The organism is Streptomyces sp. NPDC054794, assembly GCF_053611585.1.
The window spans coordinates 107,618-134,269 of the sequence record NZ_JBSHAQ010000023.1 but is presented as its reverse complement, the minus strand read 5'-3'; the positions used below and the strand labels follow the sequence as shown (position 1 = coordinate 134,269).

21 protein-coding genes and 2 pseudogenes are annotated in these 26,652 nt (G+C 72.6%); 4 read left to right on the top strand and 19 right to left on the bottom strand.

The genetic code is table 11. From position 1 onward, the window contains the following. The 3 genes and pseudogenes from ACWGKT_RS24510 to ACWGKT_RS24500 form a co-directional block, all read right to left on the bottom strand. A pseudogene (locus tag ACWGKT_RS24510) lies at positions 1-666 on the bottom strand (ABC transporter ATP-binding protein); the annotation flags it as partial. Further along, positions 662-2,774: pseudogene (locus tag ACWGKT_RS24505) on the bottom strand (FtsX-like permease family protein); the annotation flags it as partial. The pseudogenes ACWGKT_RS24510 and ACWGKT_RS24505, both read right to left, overlap by 5 nt. Before the next feature lie 161 nt (positions 2,775-2,935). Next, entirely contained in the window at positions 2,936-3,340 is a 405-nt protein-coding gene (locus ACWGKT_RS24500; protein ID WP_235460974.1) for a globin, read from the bottom strand. A gap of 91 nt (positions 3,341-3,431) precedes the next feature. Between ACWGKT_RS24500 and ACWGKT_RS24495 the strand changes: the two genes are divergently transcribed. Then, a complete protein-coding gene (locus ACWGKT_RS24495) occupies positions 3,432-4,406 on the top strand; it encodes a methyltransferase domain-containing protein (RefSeq protein WP_453275372.1) in 975 nt (324 codons plus the stop codon). 48 nt (positions 4,407-4,454) lie between these two features. On the opposite strand, the gene ACWGKT_RS24490 is transcribed toward ACWGKT_RS24495, so the two are convergent. The 4 genes from ACWGKT_RS24490 to ACWGKT_RS24475 form a co-directional block, all read right to left on the bottom strand. Then, complete coding sequence (locus ACWGKT_RS24490) at positions 4,455-5,828, bottom strand: FHA domain-containing protein (RefSeq protein ID WP_453275371.1); 1,374 nt, start codon at positions 5,826-5,828, stop codon at positions 4,455-4,457. A 66-nt stretch (positions 5,829-5,894) separates the two neighbouring features. Beyond that, positions 5,895-7,241: a vWA domain-containing protein gene (locus tag ACWGKT_RS24485; protein ID WP_453275370.1), complete on the bottom strand. Its 1,347-nt coding sequence runs from the start codon at positions 7,239-7,241 to the stop codon at positions 5,895-5,897. A gap of 99 nt (positions 7,242-7,340) precedes the next feature. After that, entirely contained in the window at positions 7,341-8,663 is a 1,323-nt protein-coding gene (locus tag ACWGKT_RS24480) for a PP2C family serine/threonine-protein phosphatase (RefSeq protein ID WP_453275369.1), read from the bottom strand. A gap of 3 nt (positions 8,664-8,666) precedes the next feature. Continuing rightward, on the bottom strand, positions 8,667-10,934 hold the full coding sequence (locus ACWGKT_RS24475; protein ID WP_453275368.1) for a tetratricopeptide repeat protein: 2,268 nt from the start codon (positions 10,932-10,934) through the stop codon (positions 8,667-8,669). Here ACWGKT_RS24475 and ACWGKT_RS24470 point away from each other — a divergent pair. Next, complete coding sequence (locus ACWGKT_RS24470; RefSeq protein ID WP_453275367.1) at positions 10,909-11,223, top strand: hypothetical protein; 315 nt, start codon at positions 10,909-10,911, stop codon at positions 11,221-11,223. The two genes, ACWGKT_RS24475 and ACWGKT_RS24470, sit on opposite strands and share 26 nt — an antisense overlap. Before the next feature lie 7 nt (positions 11,224-11,230). Here ACWGKT_RS24470 and ACWGKT_RS24465 read toward each other — a convergent pair whose 3' ends face one another. The 10 genes from ACWGKT_RS24465 to ACWGKT_RS24420 all read right to left on the bottom strand — a co-directional run bounded on the left by ACWGKT_RS24465 (position 11,231) and on the right by ACWGKT_RS24420 (position 22,592). Beyond that, on the bottom strand, positions 11,231-12,556 hold the full coding sequence (locus tag ACWGKT_RS24465; protein ID WP_356145130.1) for a coiled-coil domain-containing protein: 1,326 nt from the start codon (positions 12,554-12,556) through the stop codon (positions 11,231-11,233). 47 nt (positions 12,557-12,603) lie between these two features. Then, positions 12,604-13,698 carry a glutamate ABC transporter substrate-binding protein gene (locus tag ACWGKT_RS24460; protein ID WP_453275366.1) on the bottom strand — a complete coding sequence of 365 codons (1,095 nt, stop codon included), beginning with the start codon at positions 13,696-13,698 and terminating at the stop codon, positions 12,604-12,606. Between the two features lie 14 nt (positions 13,699-13,712). Then, a complete protein-coding gene (locus tag ACWGKT_RS24455; protein ID WP_453275365.1) occupies positions 13,713-15,131 on the bottom strand; it encodes a hypothetical protein in 1,419 nt (472 codons plus the stop codon). Between the two features lie 204 nt (positions 15,132-15,335). Further along, the gene (locus tag ACWGKT_RS24450) at positions 15,336-16,307 is read right to left on the bottom strand and encodes an N-acetylglucosamine kinase (protein WP_453275364.1); all 972 of its coding nucleotides are present in this window, start codon (positions 16,305-16,307) and stop codon (positions 15,336-15,338) included. After that, complete coding sequence (locus tag ACWGKT_RS24445; protein ID WP_453275363.1) at positions 16,298-17,563, bottom strand: 6-phospho-beta-glucosidase; 1,266 nt, start codon at positions 17,561-17,563, stop codon at positions 16,298-16,300. The genes ACWGKT_RS24450 and ACWGKT_RS24445 overlap by 10 nt, the downstream gene beginning before the upstream one ends. Positions 17,564-17,569: 6 nt before the next feature. Beyond that, a complete protein-coding gene (locus tag ACWGKT_RS24440; RefSeq protein ID WP_235458982.1) occupies positions 17,570-18,463 on the bottom strand; it encodes a carbohydrate ABC transporter permease in 894 nt (297 codons plus the stop codon). A gap of 2 nt (positions 18,464-18,465) precedes the next feature. Then, positions 18,466-19,407 (bottom strand): carbohydrate ABC transporter permease, encoded by a 942-nt coding sequence (locus ACWGKT_RS24435; RefSeq protein WP_235458983.1) that lies wholly within the window; start codon positions 19,405-19,407, stop codon positions 18,466-18,468. Between the two features lie 7 nt (positions 19,408-19,414). Continuing rightward, a complete protein-coding gene (locus tag ACWGKT_RS24430; protein WP_453275362.1) occupies positions 19,415-20,758 on the bottom strand; it encodes an ABC transporter substrate-binding protein in 1,344 nt (447 codons plus the stop codon). Positions 20,759-20,819: 61 nt separating this feature from the next. After that, on the bottom strand, positions 20,820-22,031 hold the full coding sequence (locus ACWGKT_RS24425; protein ID WP_235458985.1) for an ROK family transcriptional regulator: 1,212 nt from the start codon (positions 22,029-22,031) through the stop codon (positions 20,820-20,822). Positions 22,032-22,253: 222 nt separating this feature from the next. Then, complete coding sequence (locus ACWGKT_RS24420) at positions 22,254-22,592, bottom strand: Uma2 family endonuclease (RefSeq protein ID WP_453275361.1); 339 nt, start codon at positions 22,590-22,592, stop codon at positions 22,254-22,256. 16 nt (positions 22,593-22,608) lie between these two features. On the opposite strand from ACWGKT_RS24420, the gene ACWGKT_RS24415 reads away from it, so the two are divergent. Further along, positions 22,609-22,908, top strand: a complete 300-nt coding sequence (locus ACWGKT_RS24415) for a hypothetical protein (RefSeq protein ID WP_453275360.1) — start codon at positions 22,609-22,611, stop codon at positions 22,906-22,908. Between the two features lie 302 nt (positions 22,909-23,210). Here ACWGKT_RS24415 and ACWGKT_RS24410 read toward each other — a convergent pair whose 3' ends face one another. Further along, complete coding sequence (locus ACWGKT_RS24410) at positions 23,211-24,311, bottom strand: mechanosensitive ion channel family protein (RefSeq protein WP_453275359.1); 1,101 nt, start codon at positions 24,309-24,311, stop codon at positions 23,211-23,213. Between the two features lie 305 nt (positions 24,312-24,616). Here ACWGKT_RS24410 and ACWGKT_RS24405 point away from each other — a divergent pair, with 305 nt between their 5' ends. Beyond that, a complete protein-coding gene (locus tag ACWGKT_RS24405) occupies positions 24,617-25,153 on the top strand; it encodes an HNH endonuclease (RefSeq protein ID WP_453275358.1) in 537 nt (178 codons plus the stop codon). An 80-nt stretch (positions 25,154-25,233) separates the two neighbouring features. On the opposite strand, the gene ACWGKT_RS24400 is transcribed toward ACWGKT_RS24405, so the two are convergent. After that, entirely contained in the window at positions 25,234-26,589 is a 1,356-nt protein-coding gene (locus ACWGKT_RS24400; protein WP_453275391.1) for an ABC transporter permease, read from the bottom strand. Positions 26,590-26,652: the final 63 nt, after the last annotated feature.

Genomic DNA, 26,652 nt, shown 5'->3' with positions numbered 1-26,652 from the left:
TCACCCCTCCTCGCTGTCGTCCGGCCACACGCCGATGTGGTCCGGCTCCAGTTCCAGGGCGACCCGGTCGCGCATGCCGAGGGCCCGGGTGTACTCGGCGGGGAGCTGCAGACGGCCGGCGCGGTCGAGCATGGCGTACTCGCGGGCGACCACCGTCTCGTGGCCGGTCGTGGCGTCGACCTCGCTGCGCCGCAGGACCTCCGTGGACGTGCGGCCGTCGCGGATGGCGACCGTGCGCCGGACCTCGCCGGCCACCGCCTGGTCGTGGGTGACGATGACGACGGTGGTGCCGAGCCGCTCGTTCGCGGTGCGGAACGCGTCGAAGACGTGCGCGGCGGTGTGCGAGTCGAGCTCGCCCGTGGGCTCGTCGGCCAGCAGCACCGAGGGCGCGTTGGCGAGGGCGACCGCGATGGCGACGCGCTGCTGCTGACCGCCGGACATCTCCCGCGGACGGCGGTCGCGGCAGTCGGCGACCTCCAGCGACTCCAGGAGTTCCAGGACGCGTTCGGTGCGGGCCCGGCGGCGGGTGCGGGTACCGGACAGCTGGAGCGGGAGGGCGACGTTCTGGGCCGCCGTCAGGTAGGGCAGGAGGTTGCGGGAGGTCTGCTGCCAGACGAACCCGACGGTGTCCCGGCGGTAGGCCAGCCGGTCCTTGGCGGTCCGCGTGCGTGGTGTCCAGCGCCAGCACGGTCGCGGTCCGGTCGCCGGACAGCGGCTGTTCGCTGCGTACGGCGGGGGCGGCCTGCCGTACGTGGGGGAGGGCGGCGTAGGCCTCGGTGCGGCCGAGTCCGCCGTCCCCGGCGGCCAGGACGCGCACCGACACGCCGGCCCGGAAGTCCGCCTGGTCCTCCTGCGAGCGGTCCCAGGAGGCGCCCTGCCCGATCTGCCAGCATGCCGAGCGCGACGGCGAGGACGAGCAGCAGCACCGGGCCCGCCCCGCGCATCGGACGACGGCTGAACTGCCAGCCCGCCAGCGCCACCGGCAGCCCCCGCCCGGACGCCGCCCGGCGCTCCGCGAGCCGCGCCACCGGGGGCAGCAGCCGCAGCGTCAGCACCGTTCCGGCCAGCAGCGCCAGCGCGGGCGCCGCCACCAGCAGCGGGTCGATTCCGAGCGTCCCGATGGGGGTCCCCCCTGCTCGAGCGGAGTCGAGAGCTTGGGGGAGGTCGGTGCCGACGGCTCCGGAGGCCTGCCGGTTCAGCTGCCAGTACGCCACCCCGGCCACCGCCAGCAGCCCGACATCGGCGCCGGCCCGCAGGGAGAGGGGCACCGCCCCGGCACGGCCGCCCCGGAAGCCACGACCGGCCGAACGGCCGCCGCCGGACGGGGATGTGCCGCCGGACGCCGCCCTGCTCGGTCCCGGGCCGGCCGCGGAGCCGCCCCCGACGGCCGGCCGCCGGAGCCCCGCGAACAGCCCGCCGCCGTTCGCCCGCCGCCCCGCCCGGACCCGGTCGCCGGACGTCCCCCGGCCCCCGTCCTCCGTCCCGCCCTCGCGCTCCGTCAGCGCGGGCACCGTCACCGCCAGCGCGCAGCTCAGCGCCACGCCGCCCGCCACCAGCCACACCCCCGCTCGCCCGCCCGCCGGGGTGTCCAGGTGCAGTCCGATCCGGGCCAGCGGTCCCCGGCCCGCGAGCAGGCCGGTGAGCGGACCGGCGAGCAGGGGCGCGCAGAGCGCCGCGGGCAGCGCGAGGAGCAGCGCCTCGGCGGCGGCGAGGCCCGCGATACGGGCCCGGGAGCCGCCGCGTGCCCTCAAGAGCCGGGTCTCGTCCGCCCGTTCGGTGCTCAGCAGCCGGGCCACGAGCAGCAGGGCGTACCCGGCGAGCAGCGCGAGCTGGAGGGCGACGATCAGGAGGGTGGAGCGGGAGACGAGCAGGGAGCGGTCGATCCGGTCCAGGACGTCGGGCAGGGAGGTCGTCGAGACCGTCAGCCCGCTCGGCCCGCCGGGCCCGCGCAGCGCCGTGCTGCCCTTTCGGGCCGTCTCGCGCAGCGTCCCGATCCGCCCGGTCGTCACCGCGGCGAAGTCGGCCGACGCGAGCCACGCCGACGACCCGGCGCTCACCTTCTTGCCGGTGAGGACGGAGGGGTCGGCGAGCAGCGGCCCGTACGTCGTGAAGCCGGACTTCTTGACGCCCCGGCCGAGCAGGTCGTCCAGCCGCCAGTAGGGGGCCGTGACGAGGGCGGGGCGGTACAGGCCGGTGACGCGGACGCGCACCGGCGGTCCGTCGAGCCGGTCGGCGAGGGTGAGCCGGGAGCCCGCCCGCAGGCCGAGTAGCCGGGCGGCGGACCGCGGGAGCGCCACCTCCACCGCCCCGTCGGCCGGGCGCGGCAGCCGTCCGGAGACCAGCCGCACCTGCGACCGGTCCAGCGCCGCGAAGAAGGTCAGGTCCGGGTCTTCGTCGGAACCGCCCGCGGCGTCGGCGGAGCCGGGTGCCTGGGGGAGACCGGTGGCCCGCGCCGAGCGGGGCAGGGCGTACGGCCCCGAGCGCACCAGGGTCCGTACCGTCACCGGCAGCCCGTCGAAGGTCCGGCGGGCCCCCTTGCGTACGGCGGCGTCGGCGGCCGCGTCCTTGCCGGCCGGTACGTCGGCCTTGACGATCAGCGCGGTGTCGGCGGCGCCGCGGGGATCGGCCAGGGAGTGGCGCAGGGCCGCGTCGCCGATCGCGCCCGAGTACGCGGTGAGCGTGGCCAGGACCGCCGTGGTCAGCAGGACGGTGAGTAACGCGGCGGCGAGGAGCAGGCGGTGCGCCCGCGCGCGTGAGACGACGAACCCCGCCACCCTGCCCCCGTGTTGTCCGGACGTCCAGACCTTCCGGCGATGCTGTCAGAGGGGACCGGCTCGGGGTAAGCGATCGTGAACAGGGTTTGACCGGATTGTGACCGGATTCCGGCGTCGTACGACCGGAATCCGGCGTTCACCCGGCGGTGATCGGTCGGTGATCAGTCGGGGGTGTTCACCATCGAGGCCGCCGCGTACGTCAGGTAGTTCCACAGCGTGTGCTCGTGCTCCTCGGACAGGCCGAGCTCCTCGACGGCCACCCGCATGCGCCGCAGCCAGGCGTCGTGCGCCGCCCGGTCGACGGTGAAGGGGGCGTGCCGCATGCGCAGGCGGGGGTGGCCGCGCTGCTCGCTGTACGTCGTCGGGCCGCCCCAGTACTGGATGAGGAAGAGGGTCATCCGCTCCTCGGCGGGGCCCAGGTCCTCCTCGGGGTACATCGGGCGCAGGATCGGGTCCTCCGCGACGCCCTCGTAGAAACGGTGCACCAGCCGGCGGAAGGTCTCCTCACCGCCGACCTGCTCGTAGAAGGTCTGCTCCTGAAGCGTGCCGCGCCGGATCTCTTTCACCCGTACATGCTCTCAGACCGGGTGACCGAGGACTCAAGGCTTAGGACCACGGGTACTCGCCCTGCGGGAGTCGGCGCCGCACAGTGGAGCCATGGGCATGGGCGAACTCGCGGATCTCGCCGCCGCGGCGCGGGCGGCGCTGGTGCGCGAGATCGAGGCGAGCGGGGCCTGGGCCGACGACCCGGTGTGGCGGGAGGCGTTCTCGGCGGTGCCACGGCACCTGTTCGTGCCGTACTACTACATCGGCGTCCTCGGCGGCTACGAACGCTGCTGGTGCGAGAGCGCCGACCCGGCCGCGCGCGAGCGCTGGGTGCGCGGCGCCTACGCCGACGCCCCGCTGGCCACGCGGCTGCGCGACGGCGAGTTGGTCAGCTCCAGCAGTCAGCCCTCGCTGATGGCGAGAATGCTCGCCGAACTGCGGGTGGCGGACGGCGACCGGGTCCTGGAGATCGGCGCGGGCACCGGCTACAACGCGGCCCTGCTCGCCCACCGGCTCGGCGACGACGACCTCGTCACCACCATCGACCTGGAACCGGAGATCACCGAGTCGGCCCGGCAGCACCTGGCGGCCGCCGGACACCACCCGGTCGTGGTCACCGGCGACGGAGCGCGCGGCGTTCCCGAGCGCGCGCCGTTCGACCGGATCATCGCGACCTGCACGCTCTCGTCCGTCCCGCGCGCCTGGCTCGCCCAGTGCCGTCCGGGCGCCCGGATCCTGGCCCCGCTGGCCACCGGCCTGATCGTGCTGACCGTGCGGGACGCGGGCCACGCCGAGGGCCGTTTCCTGAACGCCCCGGCCTACTTCGTGCCGTTGCGCGGCGAGCACCGCCCCGAACCGGTACCGGCGGCCTCGGCCGCGGTGCCGCCCCGGGCCCGGGACCACGAGCTGTTCCGCTTCCTGCTGGCCCTGACCCGCACGGCCCTCGATCCGCTGGAGGCGTACGCGCTGTGGGAGGGCGAGGGCATGCCCCGGCGCGAGCGGTACGGCATCACGGTCGGCGGCGAGCGCACCTGGGCCTGGCTGGACGACCCGGAGGGGCCGTACACCTGGCCCCTGCCGGACTGATCCGCGAGAGCGGTCCCGGGAAGGGGCCCAGGACCGGCCCCGGGCCCGCTAGCCCCGCCGTATCGTGATCGTCGTCCAGGCGCCCACGTGCACCCGGTCGCCGTCCTGCAGCGGTACCGGCACGAAGGGCTGGATCGGCTCCTCCGAACCGTTGACCGTGGTGCCGTTCGTCGAGTTCTGGTCGACGACCGCCCAGGTCCCGTCCGGCTGTTGGACCAGCACCGCGTGCTGGTGCGAGACGCCAGGGTCCTCCGGCGGCACCGACAGGTCGATGTCGGGGGTGTCGCCGGTGGAGTGCCGGCGGCGGCCGATGGTGACCTGGTTGCCGCTGAGCGTGCGCTGCTGCTCGGGCGAGTACGCGGGCAGGTTGAGACCGGTGGCCTCGGGACCCGAGCGCTGCATCATCGCCATGAAGTAGTCGCGGTCCGGACCGATGGTCGCCACCCAGGTCGTCGGCCGCTGCGGCGCCTGCGGGTAGCCGAGTCCGGGCGGGGCCTGGGTCGCGCCGGGCTGCGGATAGCCGTATCCGCCGCCCTGACCGCCACCGGGGCCGCCGGGACCGGACGGGCCCGCGGACGACGGCGGGGAGATCACCCAGTCGTCGTCACCGCCGCCGAAGGACGGACCGCCGGCCGGCGGCCGTCCGGTCTCCTGCGGGAAGGCGGGCGGCGCGGGCGGGCCGGCCTGCTGGAACGCCTGCGGGGCACCGCCGGCGGGCGGCGTCGGGCCGGGCGGCGGCGGAACCGGCCGCGACGGGTCGACGCCGAAGACGCCGGGGCCGCCGGGGCCGCCGGGGCCGCCGGGCTGCTGGAACTGCTGCGGGCCACCGGAGGTGACGCCCGGACCGGCCTGTCCTGGCCCGCCGTAGCCGCCGGGACCACCGGGGCCGCCGGGACCCGGCCCGGCGCCGAACGCGGACGGAGCGTTCCCGCCGCGCTCACCGGCGAACGGCGTCGGCCCCGACGGCTCGCTGCCGAACGGCGGGATCGGCTCGGCGGGACGGTTCATCTGCGAGGGGCGCGAGCCCTGGTACTCGAACGAGTCGCCGCCGTAGGACTGGCCGCCGGGCGCCTGGAAGCGGGGCGCGCCCTGGCCGGGCGCCGGCGGGCGCGGGGCGGCCGGGGTGTACGAGGTGGCCGTGTTCGTCAGGAAGTTCCACCGGCACTCCTCGCAGAACGGCGCACCGCCCTCGCGGGGCGTGCGGCACTGCGGGCAGAGTTCCGGCTCCGGGTCGGGCACGGCGGACAGGTGCGGGCGCCCCTGCATGCCGCCGGGACCGCCGGGGGCGGGCGGCGGGAAGCCGTATCCACCGGCCGGGGGCGGCGGGGGCGGGGGCGGAGGTACGGCACCGGCCATGCGGTGACCGCAGACCTCGCACCAGTCGTCGGAACCCGACTGGTGTCCGTTCGGGCAGGTCGGCATGTCGGCGCTTCCCTCTCTGTCAGGTTTTTCCTGAGCTCGCTGTACGTCTGTCCGGGGCGGGTCAGGTCACTTCTTTACGCGAACGGTCTTTGTGGACCGTGTTTCCAGGGTCATCTCGTCCGCTTCCGCGACCTTCGCCTTCAGTCGCACAGTACCTGTCGCGGCGTCGACGACGTCCACCACCTTCGCAAGCAGTTTCGCAGTATCGGCGTTGCCGGAGGCACTCGCGAGCTGAACGGCACGGCCCAGTTTGGCCGTTGCTCCATCCATATCGCCCGCTTTGCGCAGGTCCAATCCCTGCTGGATGACCTGTGCCAGTTCCGCCTGCCCGGTGTAGTGGGCGACCTGGGGGTTGATCGAGGTGGACGCCGCCATGTCGTCGGTCCACACCGCCCGTACCAGGCCCTGCGCGCCCAGGTTCTGGGCGGTGCCGTCGGGTTCGGGGACGACCAGGGAGACCCGGGCGGCCAGCATCTCCTGGCCGATGCCCGCCACGGGGACCTCGACGCAGACGTGGTAGTCGCGGGACTCGTCGCCCCAGGAACCGGTGGGGTAGTCCCCGGCGCGGGGGCCCGCCTCGGTGCGACGGTCGGTCAACTCCACGACCGTCGGCGCCACTTGCTTGACGAACTTGATGGTGGTGCCGACCGGCGTCCACAGCCGCAGCGCGACGTCCGCGACCTCCTTGCCCATGGCCGTCTCCATCATCCGCGTGAAGTCGGCGGCGAGTCCGCTCGGGTCGGCGACGATGTCGGCGGTGCCGAGCAGCGCGGAGGCGATCCCTGTGACTTCTTTCACTTCCCAGTCGGTGCCCACGCCCCGCGCGTCACAGGTGAAACGTCCGGCGCAGGCGTCGAGCGCCGCACGCAGGTCCTCGGGCGACTCGTGCTCGTTGCGGCCGTCGGTGAGCAGGATGCCGTGCCGGATCGCCACGTCCGCCGAGGACAGCAGCCGGTCGGCGAGCCGCAGCCAGGTGCCGATGGCCGTACCGCCGCCCGCGCTGAGCTTGCGCAGCGCCTCCTTGGCCTGGCCGCGGGTGGTGGCGTCGGCGACGGCGAGGCGCCCGTTGCCGGGGTAGACCTCCTTGGCGATGTGCGTGCCGCCGATCACCGCGAAGTGGACGCCGTCGCGCAGGGTGTCGATCGCGGCGGCCGTGGCGTCCCGGGCGTTGCGCATCTTGGTCGGCGGGTAGTCCATCGACCCCGAACAGTCGACCATGATCGCCACCGCCGCGGACGGGCCCTGTCCGGCCGAGTACATGTGCGGCGCGGCGACCGCGCTGCCGACCGTGCCGCCACCCGTGGCGGTGACGGTGACGATCGCGTTGACCTCGCGGCCGCCCTCGGGCAGGTACTCGTTCTGGTAGACGTCCATCGAGAACGTCGGCACGTTCGACTTGGAGAAATTGGCCATGCTTGGTTCGATCCCCCTTCGACCCCACGGATCTCGTGGGCGATGACTGTGTGCGGACCGGTCCCCTCCGGTCCTGTGAGGCTTCCCCGTCGTACGGCCTCAGGCCGATCCTGCCCCCTGCGGCGGTGCCGGGAACGGCAGGACGGCCACTGTTACGTTGTCGTGGCCCCCGCCGTCCAGGGCGTGACCGACCAGTACCCGGGCGCTGTGCAGCGGACGGGTGGCCGCGTCCGAGGGCACGGCCTCGGCCATCTCCTCGGCCGCCTCGGCGTAGTTCCACAGGCCGTCCGTGCACACCACGACCACACCCGGCCGGTCCGGCTTGAAGGAAGCGGTGTGCGGCTCCAGTTCGTAGGCGTCCGCGCCGAGCCAGCCGGTGATCGCGTGGGCGCGCTCGTCGGCGTACGCCTCGGCCTCGCTCATCAGGCCCGCGGCGACCATCTGCGCGGCCCAGGAGTCGTCCTCGGTGAGCCGGGCCGGGGGAGCGGAGCGGTCCACCGGCACCCAGTAGGCGCGGCTGTCGCCGACCCAGCCGACGACCAGCAACCCCGAGGTGACCACGGCGCCGACGATCGTGCAGGCCGGGGCGTTCTGGTGCGGGGAGTGCTCGCGGGCCGTGGCCGGCTCCTCGGCCAGCGCGTTGACCGCCTGCGAGGCCGCCACGATCGCCTCGTGCATCGCCTGCTGCGGGTGCGTGCCGCGCGGCAGGGCGGCCAGCAGCGACTCGCCCGCCGCCTCGGACGCGGCGAGGGAGGCGTCGTCGGGACGGGTCGCCGAGGACACACCGTCGCAGACGATCGCCACGGACGCGGGCGTGCCGTCGGGCAGCGCGGTGTGGCCGACGCAGAACGCGTCCTCGTTGCGGTGGTGGCGCAGCCCGCGGTCGCTGACCGCGGCCACCGGGCCCGACTCCTGCTCCATGTGGTCGCGTTCGCGGGGCTGGGCGTGCCCGCAGTTCTCGCAGTAGCCGTCGTTGTCCACCCGGCCCGCCCGGCAGGCCACGCACACCTTGGCCTCCTCGGCCGGCGCGGTGACGTCCGCGGCCACCCGTGGGTCGGGCGCCTGCAGCGGGTACTCCTCCGGCTCCGGCGGCCGGTCGAACCGCACGCCGGAGGCGGGGGACACCGGGGAACCCGACGGCGCGGCCAGCGGCGAGCCGCCCGAGTCGGTCCCGGGCAGATCCGTCGGCAGATGCACCGCCGCCGGTGTGTCGGAGCCGTGCGGCGCGGACGCGTGGGGCCAGTCGGGGTCGTCCCCGGAGCCGGCGGAACCGCTCATGGTGAGCGTCGGGTGGTCCTGCGGCGGGGCGGGCACCACCGACAGGTCGTACCCGCACGCACCGCAGAAACGGTCACTCGACTCAAGCGGCTCCGCGCAGTTCGGGCACTTCGACACTGCGGCCTGCTGGGGCATCTGCGACATCAACTACACCCACGTCCGGGGGCGGTAACGGTTGGCCCGTTCCACCAGGTCGATCCTCTCCTCGCCGCCGGGCGCGAGCCGGGCCAGCGTGCGGTACGAGCGTTCCAGGCCGAAGCGCAGGCCGCGCTCGTCCAGGCCGCTGCCGAGCAGGACCCGTCCGCCGGCGGCGGGCCGGGCGCTCTGGCCACCGGAGAGTATCCAGTCCAGCGCGCAGCCGAGCACTTCCGCGGACAACTGCTCGCGGCGCGCCGGGTCCAGGCCGTACGCGTCCAGCGCCTCGACCTGGCGCGCGGCGGCGGTCAGGTCGTCCAGGAACGCCGCGTCCGCGGCGGTCGCCGTGCGTCGCCTCAGTCTCGCCCGTACGGCGGCCACGCGCGCGGCCGTGTAGTGGATCGAGGACTCGGGCACCGACTCCAGCGTCCGTACGGCACCGCGCCGGTCGCCCGCCGCCAGCTGGACGCGGGCCAGCCCGAACGCCGCGCTCACGAAGCTCGGGTCGGTCGACCACACCAGGCGGTAGTACTCGGCGGCGTTGTCCAGCTGGCCGAGCACCTCCGCGCACAGGCCGAGCGCCAGCTTGGGCGCGGCCTCGCCCGGGAAGGCGTCGTAGATCGCGTCGAAGGCCAGCGCGGCGCCCTCGAAGTCGCCGGTCACCAGGGCGGTCACGCCCCGGTACCAGACCACCCGCCAGTCGTCGGGCCGCTCCTCCTCCAGCTTGGCCAGGGACATCAGCGCCGCCTCGGCGTCGCCGTTCTCCAGCCGCGCCCGGATCTGCCGCAGCCGCGTCTCGACGGTCTGCTGCGGAGCGGCCGACAGCGCGCTGATCAGCTCACCCGGCGCCGAGGTCATCAGGCCCGCCAGGAAGCCCGCGTTGGGGTCGGTCGGGTCGACGTGCGGCACGGGCAGCGCGAGGGCGGCGGCGGGCGTGGCGACGGGCTTGACGAGGCCCGCCGTGCCGTCGGGGGAGGCGCCGGGGGCCTGCGGGGCACCGGCGGCGGGAGGTGCGAAGGCCGCCGCGGCGCCGGACGGCGCGTTGCCGCCGGCCCCTCGACCCGGCCTGCCGGGCCGGACCACCCGCGCTCCCAGCCGCGACACGTCCCCGTCCAGCTTCGGGAACAGCTCCGTGTCGGTGACCTTCAGTTCGGGGCCGAACAGCGTCGACAGCGCGGGGCGCGCCTGCCCGCTCTGCAGGGACACGACCTCCCGGAGCACCCCCGTCAGCTGCTCGGTCATCTCCTGCGCGGAGGCGAACCGGCGGGCCGGGTCGGGGTCGGTGGCGCGCACCAGCAGCCGGTAGAAGGACTCGTACTGGCGGAAGACCTCGATGTTGTCGGGGTCCGGCAGGGAGTCCACGAAGACGTTCGTGTAGCCCTGGAAGTCGAAGGTCAGCACGGCCAGCGTCCGGCCGACCGTGTACAGGTCGGAGGCGACCGACGGGCCGACCTCGGCGACCTCCGGGGACTGGTAGCCGACCGTGCCGTAGATGGCCGACTCGTCGTCGTCCATCCGGCGCACCGCGCCCATGTCGATGAGCTTGAGCTGGTCCTCGGTCTGGATCGCGTTGTCGACCTTGAAGTCGCAGTACAGCAGGTTGCGGCTGTGCAGGTGGCCGAGCGCCTCCAGGGTCTCGATGCCGTACGCGCAGGCCTGCTCCACCGGCAGCGGGTCGCGCCGGCCGTCCGGTGTGCGGCGGGCGTTGGCGATCTCCTTGAGCGACTTGCCGCCGACGTACTCCATGACGATGTAGCCGTCGAGGGAGCCGGTGCGCTGGTCGAGGTGCTCCACGAAGTTGTAGATCCGCACGATGTTGGCGTGCTCGATCTCGGCGAGGAAGCGCCGCTCGGAGATCGCGGCGGCCATCGCGTCCTGGTCGCCGGTGTCCAGCAGACCCTTGAGGACGACCCAGCGGTCCGACACCGCGCGGTCCACGGCCAGGTAGATCCAGCCCAGGCCGCCGTGCGCCAGACAGCCCACGACCTCGTACTGGCCGTGCACGATGTCGCCGGCCTTCAGCTTCGGCACGAACGAGTACGGGTGCCCGCACTTGGTGCAGAAGCCCTCCGTCCGCCCCGGCCGCTCACCGCGCGCCCGGCCCACCGGCGCCCCGCAGTCGGAGCGCGAGCAGAACCGCTTGCGCTCGGGCACCTCGGGGTTCTCCAGGACCATCTCGCGCGGGTCGGGCCGCGGCACCTGGGGCACCGAGACCAGACCGGCGCCCAGCCGGCTGCGCCCGGACGACCCGGCGGTGGAGCCGGAACTGCGCACCGACACCGAACGGCCGGTGGACTTCCCGGACACCGAGCGCGACAGACGCCCCGACACCGAGCGGCGCGACTTCGACGACTGCGAGGAGGTGCGCGAGCTGCGGCTGCTGGAGCGCGAACTGCCGCTGCCCGCCGAGCCCTTGCCGCCGCCGGTCATACCGGTGGGCGGCGACCCCACCATGCCCGTCGCCGAGACGACCGGGGCCAGACCGCAGGTGTCGCAGTACAGTTCACCGCCGCCGACGTCCTCGTACGCGCCGTCACAGCCCGGCCGCTGGCACGCTTGCCCTGCCTGACTCACGTCTACTCACCCCTCCGGTCCTCAGGCCCGCCCTGCTGCGGCACGCGGGGCGTGCCCAGCTGGTCGGCCGCCGCCTGCTGATAACGCAGGACGGCCTGTTCGGCCACGCGCAGATCGCAGGGCGCGCTCCACAGCATGCGGCGCGCCGCGTCGTACCGCTCGACGAGCAGCGGGTCCTCCGCGAGCCCGTGCCGGGCGACCTTCGCCTTGTACGCGTCCAGGCGGCCGCGCAGCTCGGCGCGGACCGCCAGGGGCGCGGTCACCGAGGTCAACGACTCCCGGGCGCGCAGCAGTTCGTCCTCCGCCTTCTGCTCCAGGGACTCAAGGAGCGGGGACAGGCGGTGCCACTGGGCCTGTCTGCGGTACTCGGCGGCCGTCGCCAGCTGCTCCTGCAGCACGGTCGGCGGCCCGCTCACGACCGGCACCTCCGTGGCGGCGATCTTCGCGAGGACCTCGCCGCGCGCGGTGCGCGCCTCGGCGAGCGTGCGGTCTGCGCGGGAGAGCAGGTCGCGCAGCTTCACCAGCCGCTGCTCCGCGTCCTGCCGGACCGTCAGCACGGCGTCGATCTCGCGGCGCACGTCCTCCAGGGCGCGCGCCTCACGGTCGTACACCGTGGTGTCCGGCCGGCCGCCGCCCGGCGCCGAACTGCCCTGCGCCGGAACCCAGAAGGCGAGCGGATCGCGGACGACGTCCTCGCGCAGCTTGGTCAGCGTGCGGGTGATCCGCTCCAGGTCGTCGCCCGCCGGGTGCTCGCCGGGACGCACGCCGACCGAGTGGGCGAGCTTGCGGGTGCGCTGGAGCTCCGCGGCCAGTAAATCGATCCGGGCGGGCAGCGCCGACCACACCGCGTCGGCGGTCACGACCATGTCCAGCGAGCTCGCGTACAGCTCGTTCATCCGCTCCACCAGCGCCGCCAGCGTGAACCGTTGGCTGAGCCGGCCCCCCGCGGACAGCAGCGTCGGCGCGTTCGCCGTCGCGGCCGCGTTGTCCGCGACCGTGACGGACTCGCCGCGCAGCAGCTCGGTCAGCTCGACCAGGTCTTCGCGGCTGGACCAGCGGCGCCGGGCGCGGATCTCCCGGGCGCCGCGCAGCGTGCCCGCGTACGCGTCGAAGTACGCCCACAGCAGCGTGATCGAGGCCTCCGCGGCCGCCCAGCGCTCCTGGGTGGTGCCGGTCAGCTCGGCGCCTTCGAGGAGTCTGCGGCCCGCGTGGTCCTGCAGGGCGAGCAGCGAGCTCTCGATCGCCTCGTGCTCCGCGCCGAGCCGCGCCAGCGCACGGTCCACCTCGTCCCGGTCCATCACCGGCCCGGCGGGGTCCGTGACGCCCATCGATCACCTCTCGCTGCGTTGTCGGTGCTGTCTTTGAGGAAGTCTGGTCAGCTCTTGCGCAGGTATTCCGGCGCGGGCGGCTTCGACGGTGTCGAGCTCTTCCCCAGTGTCGCCGACAGCCAGGTGTCGTACGACGCCTGCCAGCCGCTCGCGCGGTAGTCCACCAGGATCCGGTTGACCCGGCGTACCAGATCGTCGGCGTCCTTCTTCATCGCCACTCCGTAGTACTCGGTCGTGAAGGCCGAGCCCTTGAGGGCGACCGTCGGGTCCTGGGCGGCCTGGCTCGCGGCCAGCGCGCCGTCGGTGACCACCGCGTCGACCTCGCCGAGCTGCAGTCGCACCAGGCAGTCGAGCTGGTTGGGCACGGTGTGGTGGATGTCGGCGGAGGAGACCAGCCGGCCGTCCTTCTGGTCCGCCTCCAGCTTGGCGTACGCCGTGGAACCGGTCGCCGTGCAGATCTTCTTGCCGGCCAGCGACTTGTCGTAGCCCCTGACGGACGACGACTTGGCCGCGAGGACCGTCTGGCCCGTCTTGAAGTACGGCGCGGAGAAGGCGACCTTGTCCAGCCGGTCGCAGTTGATGGTCATCGTGCGGACGACCATGTCGACCCGGCCGTCCTGGATCGCCGGGATGCGCTGGCTGGTCGGGATCGCCTTGAACTGGACCGCGTTCGGGTCGCCGAGGATGTCCTGGGCGATCCGGTGCACCAGATCGATGTCGAAGCCCTCCAGCTCCGCGTCCTTGTCCTTGTTGTTCGGGTTGCGGTAGCCCCAGTGGTAGCTGTTCTGGTCGACGCCGACGATCAGCTTGCGCTTCGCGCCCGTACGGGCCTTGATGGCGTCGATCGTGGGGCCGTCCGCAGCGGACGGGGACAGCGTCTGCTTCTGGGCCTGCGCGTCCTCACAACCGTCCGCCCGCGCCTGCCCGGCGGTGGCCAGGTGCGAGCCGCCGAGTCCCGCGCCGCCGCCGGAGCCGCCGTCCCGCTGGGTCAGCGGCAGCAGCAGCACGAACGCCAGCGCCAGCGCGCACACGGCCGCCATCGCGCCCACGCCGCCCCAACCGCGCAGGGCGGCACGCACATTCCGCCGCGGAAGCGGACTCCCGGCGCCCCGGCGGGGAGGAAGGCCATCGCGCGCGTTCATCGTCACGCCCCCTTTCACCGGTACTCCGAGAGCCTGCGCCCGATGCCGAGCAGCGCGCCGGCCGCGCCCAGGACGGCGAGGACGGCCGCGCCGACGGGCAGGCCCATCATCGCGTCCCGGCCGTCACCGGCCGCCTGCCGGAACTCGGTCTGCTCGTGCGTGATCGCGGTCCGCAGGTTGTCGTCGACGCTGTCGAAGCACTCGCCGGTCGCGCCCCGGGCGCCGATCACCTTGTCCAGCGCCTGCTGGTAGTTGCCGTTCTCGTCCTCGGCGCGGGCCGAGGCGTGGCGCTTCTTCCACACCGTCATGTTGCCCTCGGCCGCCTCGACCGGCTTGCTGCCCGCCTGGTCGTCGGCGAGTCGCCCCGCCTCGGTCAGCCCCTTGCCCAGGGCCAACATGTCCTTGTCGAAGTCGTAGTAGAACGCGTCGTACGTGGTGCCGTCGACCGTGATCGTCTCGGCGCCGCGGGCCACCAGGCTCAGGTTCTCGTTGCCCCGGGCCTTGAGGGAGGCGATGCGGGCGTCGTGCAGCACGTTCAGCGAGCGGACGCCGTGGTCGTAGGAGTCGTTCAGGCCCGCGCGGGCGACGCTGTGGCCGACGACCAGCCAGAGCAGGACCACCGTCGCGGTGGCCGTGGCGGCGACCAGCCCGTGGTTCAGCACCCGGTTGGTGCGCCGGTAGTTGCGCTGCTGGGCCCAGGCGAGCGCGGCGAGGACGAGGACCCCGAGGGCTATCGAGGCCCACGGGTAGGGCGTCGCGTTCCCGTAGTCGGAGCGGAGTTTCTCGTTCTCCTTCTTGTAGAGGTCCTCCGCCGCCGGGAGCATCTCGTTCTGCATCTTGTCGTTGGCGTAGCGCAGATAGGCGCCGCCGACCGGGTAGCCCTGCCGGTTGTAGGTGCGGGCTCGCTCGACCAGGCCCTTGTACTCCGGCAGCAGCTTGTTCAGCTTGGAGACGGCCGCCTCGGACGGCGAGCCCGGCTCGGAGCTGGCGGCGGCCGTCACGAGCTTCTCGGCGGCCGTCCGGATGTCCTTCTCGTACCGGTCGCGGGACTGGGCCGTCTCCTGACCGCCCGCCAGGAAGCCGCTGGAGGCGGCCGTGTTGGCGTCCGCCAGGGAGCGGTAGATGTCGGCCGCGTCCGAGCTGAGCGGCTGGCTGCTGTGCAGCACGTCGTCGGCGGCGGCCGCGCGGTCGGAGGTCTCCCAGGCGGTGACCGCGCCGAACGCGACGACCAGGAGGGCGAGGACCGCCCCGATGATCCGCAGCCGGCCCGGTTCGGTGGTCGCGGCCGCGCGCAGCCGCTCGGCGCCCTCCGTGAACGCCGTACGGCGCGCCTGCGCGGGCGCACCGACGGGCGCGGGGGGTCCGGACTGCGGCGGTACGGACGGCAGGGTGGGCACGCCGGATCCCGGTCCTGGCGGTGCCGCGCTGCTCATCGGCGGGTGTGTCACTGTTTGACCTCCCCCATGGTCATCGTTCGCCGCCAAGTATCGCCGCCCGGACCGACATCCGCACCGGCCTTCACTGGATCTTGATCGGATCGCAGCGGAGTTGGCGGCGCGGTGCGGTGTGCTGCACCACCCCCTGCCCATGAATACGCCGCGGGAATCAGTTCGGTTCCCGCATGCCGGTCCGGCCGTTCAGGACTCCCAGTGGGCCCGTGCGCGTTCCTGCGCCGCGGCCTGCGCTCCCACCCGGTCCAGGCCCAGCAGCGCCGCCCCCAGCACCGGGCTCGCCGTCACCACGCGCGCCACCGCCTTCGGTGCCCGGACCGCCAGCAGGTCCCGGACCCCGTCGTCGAGTTGGGGGTGCCCGGCGGTGAGGACACCGCCGCCCAGCAGCACCGGGGTCTCCTCGTCGAGGAGGTCGAGGCGGGTCAGGGCGACCGTGGCCATCGACACCACCTCGTCGGCGAGCCGGTCGACGATCGCGCGGGCCACGGCGTCCCCGCCCGCCGCCGTCTCGAACAGCACCGGCGCCAACTCGTGCCGCCGGGCGTGCGCGACGTGCTCCAGGTGCAGGGCCTCGATCAGCGCGTACATCGAGGACAGCCCGAAATGGGCCGGGAGGGTCCGGGCGAGACGGGTCGGCTCCCCGCGCCCGTCGTCGGCGCGGGCCGCGTACCACAGGGCCTCCTCCGCCAGGCCCCAGCCGCCGCCCCAGTCACCGGAGATGCGGCCGAGGGCCGGGAAGCGGGCGGTGCGGCCGTCGGGGCGCATGCCGACGCAGTTGATGCCCGCGCCGCAGACCACCGCCACGCCGCGCGGCTCGGCCACGCCCGCCCGCAGGATCGCGAAGGTGTCGTTGCGGACCTCCACGGTGTCGCCCCACGCGCGCGCGTGCAGCGCGGCCGCCAACTGCTGTTCCTCCACCGGCAGATCGGCGTTGGCCAGGCAGGCGGAGACATGCGCGACGGAGGTGACCCCGGCGTCGGCGTAGGCCCGGTCGACGGCCCGGGCCAGCTCGTCCACCGCCGTGCGAACCCCCACCGCCGGCGGCCGGAACCCGCCGCCGCGCGCCGTGGCCAGGACGTCGCCGTCCGCCGCCAGCACCGCGACGTCCGTCTTGCTGTTGCCCGCGTCGATGGCGAGGACACTTGCGGTCAGGCCCACGCGAGGTGCTCCCGGTTGTGCGCGATCAGTCGGTCGGTGAGGGCTTCGGCGTACGCGTACTGGCCGATCAGCGGATGGGACAGCAGCGCCCGGAACACCCGGTCCCGTCCGCCGCGCAGCGCCGCCTCCAGCGCCAGCTCCTCGTACGCCGTCACGTTCGCCACCAGCCCCGCGAACAGCGGGTCCAGCTCCGGCACCGGCAGCGGCACCGGCCCCTTCGGGCCGACCACGGCCTGCACCTCGATCACCGCGTCGTCCGGCAGGAAGGACAGGGTGCCCCGGTTGTAGGTGTTCACCACCTGGTACGTGCTGCCCGCGCCGCCCAGCAGCGAGGCCGCGAGGTCCACCGCCGCCTCCGAGTAGTAGGCGCCGCCGCGCTTGGCGAGCAGCTTCGGCTTCTCGTCCAGGGCCGGGTCGCCGTACATGGCCAGCAACTGCCGTTCCATCTCGGCGACCTCCGCCGCCCGGGACGGCTTGGTGCCCAGCTCCCGGACCACCTCGTCGTGCGCGTAGAAGTAGCGCAGGTAGTACGACGGGACCACGCCGAGCCGGTCGAGCAGCGGCCGGGGCAGGCGCAGGTCGTCCGCGACGGCGTCGCCGTGGTCCGCGAGCAGCTTCGGCAGGGCGTTCTCGCCCTCCGGGCCGCCCAGGCGCACGCCCGTCTCCCAGGTGAGGTGGTTGAGGCCGACGTGGTCCAGGTGGATCTCGGCCGGCGCCACGCCCAGCAGGGCCGCGAACTTCCGCTGGAAGCCGATGGCCACGTTGCACAGCCCGACGGCCTTGTGCCCGGCCTGCAGCAGCGCGCGGGTCACGATGCCCACCGGGTTGGTGAAGTCGATGATCCAGGCGTTCGGGTTCGCCCGCCGGACGCGCTCGGCGATGTCGAGGACCACCGGGACGGTCCGCAGCGCCTTGGCCAGACCGCCCGCGCCGGTGGTCTCCTGGCCGATGCAGCCGCACTCCAGCGGCCAGGTCTCGTCCTGCTGCCGGGCCGCCTGCCCGCCGACGCGCAACTGGAGCAGCACCGCGTCCGCGCCCTCGACGCCCGCGTCCAGGTCGCCGGTGGTGACGATCCGCCCGGGGTGGCCCTGCTTGGCGAAGATACGGCGGGCCAGGCCGCCGACCAGCTCCAGGCGATCGGCGGCCGGGTCGACGAGGACCAGCTCCTCGATGGGCAGCACGTCTCTCAACCGCGCGAAGCCGTCGATGAGTTCGGGTGTGTAGGTCGAGCCTCCGCCGACCACGGTGAGTTTCATACGGGGTTAACCCTTCACTCCGGTGAGCGTGACGCCTTCGACAAACGCCTTCTGGGCGAAGAAGAAGACGAGGATCACGGGGGCCATGACCAGCACGGTGGCGGCCATGGTGAGGTTCCAGTCGGTGTGGTGCGCGCCCTTGAACGACTCCAGGCCGTAGCTGAGCGTCCAGGCGCCCGGGTTCTCGGACGCGTAGATCTGCGGGCCGAAGTAGTCGTTCCAGGCGTAGAAGAACTGGAAGAGGGCGACGGCGGCGATGCCCGGCCGGGCCATCGGCAGGACGACCTTCAGCAGGGTCCGCAGATCGCCGCAGCCGTCCACCCTGGCCGCGTCCAGGTACTCGTTCGGGATCGTCATGAGGAACTGACGCAGCAGGAAGATGGAGAACGCGTCGCCGAACGCCATCGGGATGATCAGCGGCCACAGCGTGCCCGACAGATCCAGCTGTTTCGCCCAGAACAGGTACATCGGGATGATGATGACCTGCGGGGGCAGCATCATCATCGAGATCACCAGCATGAGGGACAGGTTGCGACCCGGAAAGCGCAACTTCGCGAGCGCGTACGCGACGGGGATGGACGATACGACGGTCAGCACGGTGCCCAGACCGGCGTAGATCAGCGTGTTCTTCCACCAGGTCAGGAAGCCCGGGGTGTCGAACACCTTCCGGTAGTTGCCCCACTCCCAGGTGTCCGGGACCAGGTCCCGGCTGAGGGCCTGGCTGTCGCTCATCAGGGACGTCAGGAAGACGAACACGAAGGGCAGCGTGAAGAAGAGCGCGGCGGCGATCCCGAGGGAGTGCACCGCGATCCACTCCAGGAGCGCCTTGCGGCGGGCCGTGCGCTCGGCCGTCGACGCCGGGGTCCGCACGTCCACCGGCTTGTCCAGCACTTGGGTCATGGTCAGTCACCTGCCTGGATGAGACCGCCCCGGCGCCGCATCAGGAACGCGGTGAACACCATCGACAGGGCGAAGAGGACGAGGGCGACGACACACGCGGAGCCGTAGTCGAAGCGCTGGAAGCCGAGGTTGTAGACGAGTTGGGGGAGGGTGAGCGTGGACTTGTCCGGATAGCCGGGCTCGAACTGGGTGCCCGCGCCCTGGATCACGCCCGAGGCGACCTTTCCGGCGATCAGCGGCTGTGTGTAGTACTGCATCGTCTGGATGACACCGGTGACGACGGCGAACATCACGATCGGCGAGATGTTCGGCAGCGTGACGTACCTGAAGCGCTGCCAGGCCGAGGCGCCGTCCAGTTCGGCGGCCTCGTACTGCTCCTTCGGCACGTCGAGCAGCGCGGCCATGAAGATGACCATCAGGTCGCCGACGCCCCACAGCGCCAGCAGGGTCAGGGCCGGCTTGGACCAGGCCGGGTCGTTGAACCAGCCCGGCGCCGGGATGCCGATGTTCTCCAGGATGGAGTTCACCGGGCCCGTGCCGGGGTTGAGCAGGAAGGCGAAGGCCATCGTCGCGGCGACCGGCGGGGCCAGGTAGGGCAGGTAGAACAGGGTGCGGAAGACACCCGTACCCGTCTTGATCTTCGTGATCAGCAGGCCGACGCCGAGTCCGAAGACGACCCGCAGGCTCACCATCACGAGGACCAGCCACAGCGTGTTGCGCAGGGCGGGCCAGAAGAGCGGGTAGTGCTCGAAGACGTACGTCCAGTTCTTCGTGCCGCTCCACGTCGGCGGTTTGAAGCCGTCGTAGTGCATGAACGAGAAGTAGACCGTGGAGATCAGCGGGTACGCGAAGAAGACCGCGAAGCCGATCAGCCAGGGCGACATGAAGGCGACCGTCCGAAGCGCCGCCCGGCGGCGCTTCGACGCGAGGGTTACCGTGCTCATCGCTGGACTACTTCGCCTGCGCGATGTCCGTGTCGATCTGCGCGGCCGTCTTCTTCAGGCCCGCCTTCAGGTCCGTGGTCCTTCCGCTCTCGTAGTCGTAGCCGAACTGCTGGATCGTCACCAGGTAAACACCGCCGTTGATCGAGGCGGGAGACGTCGTCGAGTTCGGGTTCGCGGCGATGTCCAGGAACGTCTTGAAGCGCGGGTCGTACTTCAGCTTCGGCGACTTCAGCGCGGCCAGCGTGGACGGCACGTTGTGGATCGCGTTGGAGAAGCCGACCACCGCGTCCGTGTCGGTGGTCATGTACTTCACCAGTTCCCAGGCCGCGTTCTGCTTCTTGCTGGTGGCCGCGATGCCCGCGATGGTGCCGGTGATGTAGCCCTTGCCGTACTGCGCCGCCTGCTCGTCGGGGACGGGCAGCGGGGCGACGCCGATCTCGAAGCCGGGCTTGGCCTCCTCGGCCATGCCCAGGCGCCACTCACCGTCGAGCTGCATGGCGACCTGGCCGGTGTGGAAGGGGTGCTTGGGGCCCCATTCGTCGCCGAGGGTGGCGCGGAACTTCTCCAGCTTCTGGTAGCCACCGAGTTCGTCGACGAGCTTCTTCTGGAGCGAGAAACCGGCCTGGAACGCCGGGTCCTTGGCGAGGTTCGACTTTCCGCCGCCGTCGAAGTACGTCGGCGAGAACTGGGCGAAGTAGTGCTCGGTGGTGGATTCCCAGCCGTGGTAGTTCGGCATGAATCCGAGCTGCTTGTAGCTGTCGCCCTGGGTGATCGTCAGCTTCTTGGCGTCGGCCTCGAATTCCGACCAGGTCTTCGGCGGGTTCGCGATGCCCGCTTTCTTGAACGCCGTCTTGTTGTAGTAGAGCCCGTACGCGTCGCCCAGCAGCGGCACCGAGCAGCGGTTGCCGTCGAACTGGGTGTACTCGTTCATCGGCTTCGGGAAGGTCTTCTCCGGGTCGATGTTCGACTTCTTGAAGAAGGGGTTCAGATCGACCAGGGCGCCCGAGGAGCAGAACTTGCCCACGTTGTTGGTCGTGAAGGAGGAGATGACGTCGGGGGCCTTCTCGCCGCCGGTCCGCAGCGCCTGGTTGATCTTGTCGTCGGTCATGTTGCCGACGACGTTCACATGGATGTTGGGGTGGGCCTTCTCGAACCCGGCGATCAGGTTCTTGATGCCCTTCACCTCGTTCGGCGCGCTCCAGGCGTGCCAGAAGTTGATCGTCGTGTCCTTGGAGGCGTCGTCGGAGGCGCCGGAGGAGGACTGGCCGGTACAGGCGGCGGTGAGCAGGACGGCGGAGGCGGTGAGGGCAAAAGCCGCCTTTCGGGCGACTTCGGGTATGGCTGTGGGCATGGCGAGGTCTCCCAGGAACGGGGTGGGTGAGGAGGAAGGGGCGGAAGGGGCGGTACGGGGCTCAGCGCGAGGTGTCGAAGACCTCGTCGCGGGTGGTCGCGAGCGCGCTCTCCAACGCGCCGCGCAGCACGGGGTGTTCACGGACGTCGCCGACCACGAGGCGCGGGCGGGCCGCCGCCAGCTCCTCCAGCTCGGCCTGGACGAGGGCGCGCAGTACCTCGCCGCCCGCGGTGAGTGAGGTGCCGCTCAGCACGACGAGTTCGGGGTCGAGGACGGAGACGAGGGAGGCGAGACCGGTGGCGAGCCGGGTCGCGTACGTGCGCAGCAGTTCGCGGTGGGGTCCGGTGGCGTGGTCGGCGGCGTCGGCCACGAGCGTGGCGGCGGTCTCGGTGTACGGCCCGGTCGGCACGTCCTCGATGCCCAGCTCCCGGGCCAGCTTCGGCACCGCCTGCGAACCGGCGAGTTCCTGGTAGCCGCCGCTGTTGGCCTTGGTCACCTGGCGCACCAGGGGCGTGCCCGGCACGGGGAGGAAGCCGACCTCGCCGGCGCCGCCGGTCCAGCCGCGGTGCAGTCGCCCGCCGAGGACCAGGGCGGCGCCGAGGCCCTCCTGGTTCCACAGCAGGACGAAGTCGCCGTGTCCGCGGGCGGCGCCCAGCCGCTGCTCGGCTATGGCGACGAGGTTGACGTCGTTCTCGTACTCGACCGGCATCGGCAGCGCGGCGGCGAGTTCGTCGAGCAGTGTGGGGGAGTGCCAGCCGGGCAGGTGGGAGGCGTAGCGCAGGCGGCCGGTGCCCGGGTCGAAGGCGCCGGGTGTGCCGATGACCAGCCGGTGGACGTCGTCGCGGGCGAGTCCGGCGGCCTTCACGGCGCCGTCGAGGGCCTCGGTGACCTGCTGGACGACGGGCCGGGCCGGACGTCTGCCCGGGGTGGGCAGCTCGTACTCGCCGACCGTCCGTCCGGTGATGTCCGCGACGGCGGCGCGGATGCGACCCGGGTTGACGTCGAGGCCGGCGGCGTGGGCGGCGGCCGGGTTGACCGAGTAGAGCTGGGCACTGGGGCCCGGGCGGCCCTCGCTGGTACCGGTGGCCAGGACCAGGCCGGCCGCCTCCAGGCGGGCCAGCAACTGGGAGGCGGTCGGCTTGGACAGGCCGGTGAGCTTGCCGATCCGGGTACGGGACAGCGGCCCGTGCTCCAGCAGCAGGTCCAGTGCGGCGCGGTCGTTCATGGCGCGGAGCACGCGCGGGGTGCCCGGCGTACCGGCGGTTCCTGCCATGTGGGTCGACACCTGCCTTTCCAACTGCCCAGTTTCCCAGTGACCTGGGCGGGAAGTCCATCCGGTGATCGTTATCGGATGCTCGCCCCATGATCACTGTTAGGAAAGTTTCCTATTGGGTGGGAGGAACGTAAGCCCAGGACGAAGGGGGCGTCAATAGACACCGCCCCCGAGGCAACAGACTCGTTACCTCGGGGGCGGTGGGGGTGGACTTCGGTCGGCTCAGTCGGTGAGGAACGGGGCCGTGTCCAGGGTGGGGTACGGAGCCGGGAGGGCGAGCGGGTCGCCGAGGTCGACCTTGTTGTCGGTGTCGTAGTAGGCCTCGGTGGGGTCGTCGCCGGGGAGGACGGGGTCGGTGTAGCAGTGGGCCGTCTTGGCGTGGCGGTCGATGGGGACGTAGACGGGTACGCCGGCGGCGGCGTAGGTGCGGAACTTGGGGCCGGTGTCGATCTCGTGATTGCTGGAGGTGACTTCGCCGACCAGCGAGAGCATGTCGATGGGGTACCAGCCCTTGTGAGCCCGGCGGTACGACTCGTCGAGCTCGGTCGGCTGCCGGCGCATGACGTAGAAGTCAGGGATGGACGAGAGCCATGGTGTTGCCGTCTTTGCCGGTGGCCCGATAGCCGTTTCCCACACCCGCCAGATCGAACCCCACGTTGAAGAACTGGACGGCGAGCTGGAACGCGCCGTGGCTGTGTTCGTTGTTCGGCTGCGGTGGCACGCTGACGGACCCCTCGATGAACTCGGGCCGAATCGGCGCCACGGACGCCTCCTCGAACGCGATCAACAAATCGATGGGGTCCTGCTGCGTATCACCGGCTCCATGATCGGTTCGGCGCTCATCGCGGTTCTCCTCGTCATGCTGGTGCCGGGCTAAGCCCGCCCCGGGTGCCCCGGCAGAACGATGGGGCACCCAGGGGCCTGTCCGGCGGATCCTGTCGCAGGAGCGGGGTCTGGCACGCCCATCTACCGCGTTGTCGTCGGTCGCCGACGCTCCGCGTCGACTCCCTCCTCCGCCTTGCAGCTGGACGCACCAGACCCCGCTCACCTGCGCCGATCGGATGCCGTTTCTTTCCTGCGACCTGATCCGCCGGACAGGCCCCTGCGCCTGTGCGGCGCCGGATGCCCCCGCCCTTCACTCGAACGAGCGTGCTGAAACCGTTCCTCCGGTTCCGCGGCCTACTTGATCGGCGGCGCGGCCCGCTGAGGAGTGATCGGTGTCGTCGCCATCGACTGCGGGGAGTCCGCGTTGGCGAACGCCGAGGGGGCCGCGACCACCGCCGTCGGGTCGGGGACGTCCGTGCCCAGCACGGCGGTCTCGCCGCCCACGATGCGGATGTGGGCCGCGTCGAAGGCCCGCTTGATGCGCCAGCGCAGCTCGCGCTCCACCGTCATCGCCTTGCCCGGCATGGTCTTCGCCGAGACGCGCACGACCATCGAGTCGATCAGGACGCTGTCCAGGCCCAGCACCTGGACGGGGCTCCACAGGAGCTCGTTCCAGGGCTCCTCCTTGCCCATCTTCTCGGAGACCTCTTCGAGGGTGGCCCTGACCCGGTCCAGGTCCTCGGAGGACCTGACGGTGACGTCGACGCCCGCCGTCGCCCAGCCCTGGGACAGGTTGCCGATGCGCTTGACCTCGCCGTTGCGGACGTACCAGATCTCGCCGTTGTCGCCGCGCAGCTTGGTCACCCGCAGGCCGACCTCGATCACCTCGCCGGAGGCGACCCCCGCGTCGATGGTGTCGCCGACGCCGTACTGGTCCTCCAGGATCATGAACACGCCGGAGAGGAAGTCCGTGACCAGGTTGCGGGCACCGAAACCGATGGCCACGCCGGCGACACCGGCGGAGGCCAGCAGCGGGGCCAGGTTGATCTCGAACGTGCCCAGGACCATCAGCGAGGCCGTGCCGAGGATCAGGAACGACGCCACGGAGCGCAGCACCGAGCCGATCGCCTGTGAGCGCTGGCGGCGCCGCTCGGCGTTGACCAGCAGGCCGCCGAGGGCCGTGCCGTCCACCGCCTCGGCCGTACGGCCCATGCGATCTATGAGCTTGGTGATCGCCCGCCGCACCACCACTCTCAGCACACCCGCGATCACCAGGATCAGCAGGACGCGCAGACCGATCGCGAGCCACGTCGACCAGTTCTGCTCGACCCAGCTCGCGGCGTTCGTCGCGCTCTCCTGGGCGTCCTGGAGCGTGGGGACCGTCGGGGTCGTCGACTCGGCAGGAGTGGGCGAAGGGGACGATCCGGCGGCCAGTAGGACGGCGGACAAGGACACGGCAGGTACCTCCAGGTGCGGCGCTGCCTCGCCCGGTGTGGCGGTCAAGGTCACGAAAAGGTCACCGGACGTGCAGGGTCACCACACTAACGGGGCATCGTGTGTGCCCCGGCGCGATACGCGTAGGAGAGACCGGGCTCACCCGGGCTTGAACAGGCCGTGATCCGGGGGATGACTGTGGTGTGGTCGAAAACACTCCCAGCCCGTTACCGGGACATGGTGGCGCTTCCACCAGGCAAGAGGGGAGACTGGCCGCAGATCGTCCCGGCGCGAGCCACGCGCCGCCGACGCCCAAGGAGGCACCCGTGCCGCATGTCCTGGTCCTCAACGCGTCGTACGAGCCACTTGGCGTCGTACCGCTCCACCGCGCGCTCGTCCTCGTGCTCGAAAACAAGGCGGTCTGCCTTGAGGAGTCGGGCGCCTTCATGCACAGCGCAACCGTCACAGTCCCCGCACCCAGCGTGGTCCGGCTCAAGCGATTCGTGCGGGTTCCCTACCGGGGGCCCGTTCCTCTCACCCGACGGGCCCTGTTCGCCCGTGACGGGGGCCGGTGCATGTACTGCGGTGGCGTCGCAACCAGCGTCGACCACGTCATCCCGCGCAGCCGCGGGGGCAAACACGTGTGGGACAACGTGGTGGCGTCCTGCCGTCGCTGCAACCACGTGAAGGCCGACCGTCACCTCGTCGAGATCGGCTGGCGGCTGCGCCACAAACCCGCTCCGCCCACCGGTCTGGCCTGGCGCATCATCGGGACCGGACATAGGGACCCGCGCTGGCTGCCCTACTTGCAGCCGTACGGCGCGGACGACGCCTTGGCCCGGATCGACGGCATTTCCGCCTGACGATCCGGGCCTTCGCACACGCGGGCACGCGAGCGTGCGTGCCGGCCCCGGGAGTCCCCTGTGCCCCCGGGGCCGGACGGTCATGCGTACCGCAGCTCCGCCGGGTGCACCGAGCGGCGCAGCAGGGGCAGCGAGGTGGCCGCCGCCAGCAGGCAGCACACGTACACGCCCACCGGGACCAGCAGCGCCGCGTACGGCACGGTCTGGGCGGCCCGCCCGGCGGTCAACGAGCCGTACCAGACGCCGATCGCCATGCCGCCCGTGCCCGCCAGCACGACCGCCGGGGCCAGCGGCAGCGCCGTCTCCAGGAGCAGCGCCCGGCCGAGGACCGCCCGCGGCACTCCGGCCGCGACCTGCGCGGCCAGGCCGCGCCGGCGGTTGGCCAGCGACTCGGCGGTGCCGACGGCCAGACCCGAGAGGGTGATCGCGAGGGCGACGAGGATCGCGGCGGCCGTCAGATCGAGGCCCGTCACGTAGAAGGACATGTCCATGCCCAGCGAGCCGTCGCGCCGCATGGCGTCCAGGACGGCCAGGAACACCTGCCGGATGCCGACGAAGCCCGTGCCGACGATCGTGACCAGCAGCACCGCCGCGTGCGTACGGGCCGCCGCCCACGGGTCGTCGCGCAGCCGCTCCGCCGCGATCAGCGTGGCCGCGGACCGGGCCCGGCCCGCGAGCAGCCGCCCGACCAGCAGGGACGTGCCGCCGGCCAGCCACACCGTGCCGCCGCCGACCACGAGGACCAGGGCGAACGCCGTCAGCGGCACCCGCGCCCGGTCACCGCCCGCGGTGTTCGCGACCGCCACCAGCGCGAGCAGCAGCACGGCCAGCACCCCGCCGACGAAGAGCAGCCCCGGTCCGCGCCCGCTGCTGGGCCGGGTCCGGCGTACCCACCCGAGCGGGGAGGCCACCACCCGGCGCAGCGCCAGCGCGCCCGTCGCCGCGCCCAGCACCGGCGCCCCGAGGGCGACCAGTGCGAGGCCGGCCCAGGCCGGGACGGTCGGGCTGCTCCACAGGCCCAGCAGGACCGGGACCGCGACGGCGGTGGCGAGGAGCGAGCCCGCCAGACACGCCAGCCCCGTCTCCAGTGCCGCGATCCGGCGCACCTGGGCCGGGGTGGCGCCCGCCAGCCGCAGCCCGGCCAGCCGCCGGTCGCGGTGCACGGCGCCGATCCGGGCGCACTGCCCGAGGAACCCCAGCACCGGCACCAGCAGGAGCAGCAGACTGACGATCACCCCCGAGCGCTCGCCGGGGCTGTTCAGCAGGCCGTGGCCGAAGGGCACGCTGTAGTAGCCCCGGAGCGAGGCCAGGGCGACGGCCGTGAGGGCGAACCCCGTCGCCAGCGCGGCCCCGGCCGCGGTCAGCCCCACCCGCCACCACTCCTGCCGGTCCGAGCCCCGGGTGAGCTCCCAGGCGAGCCGGACGTCGGTCGCCACACCGCCTCCGGCGCCCCCGCGCCCGGCCGTCGTCGCACCGCCGCGGGCGGTCCCCCGCACGTC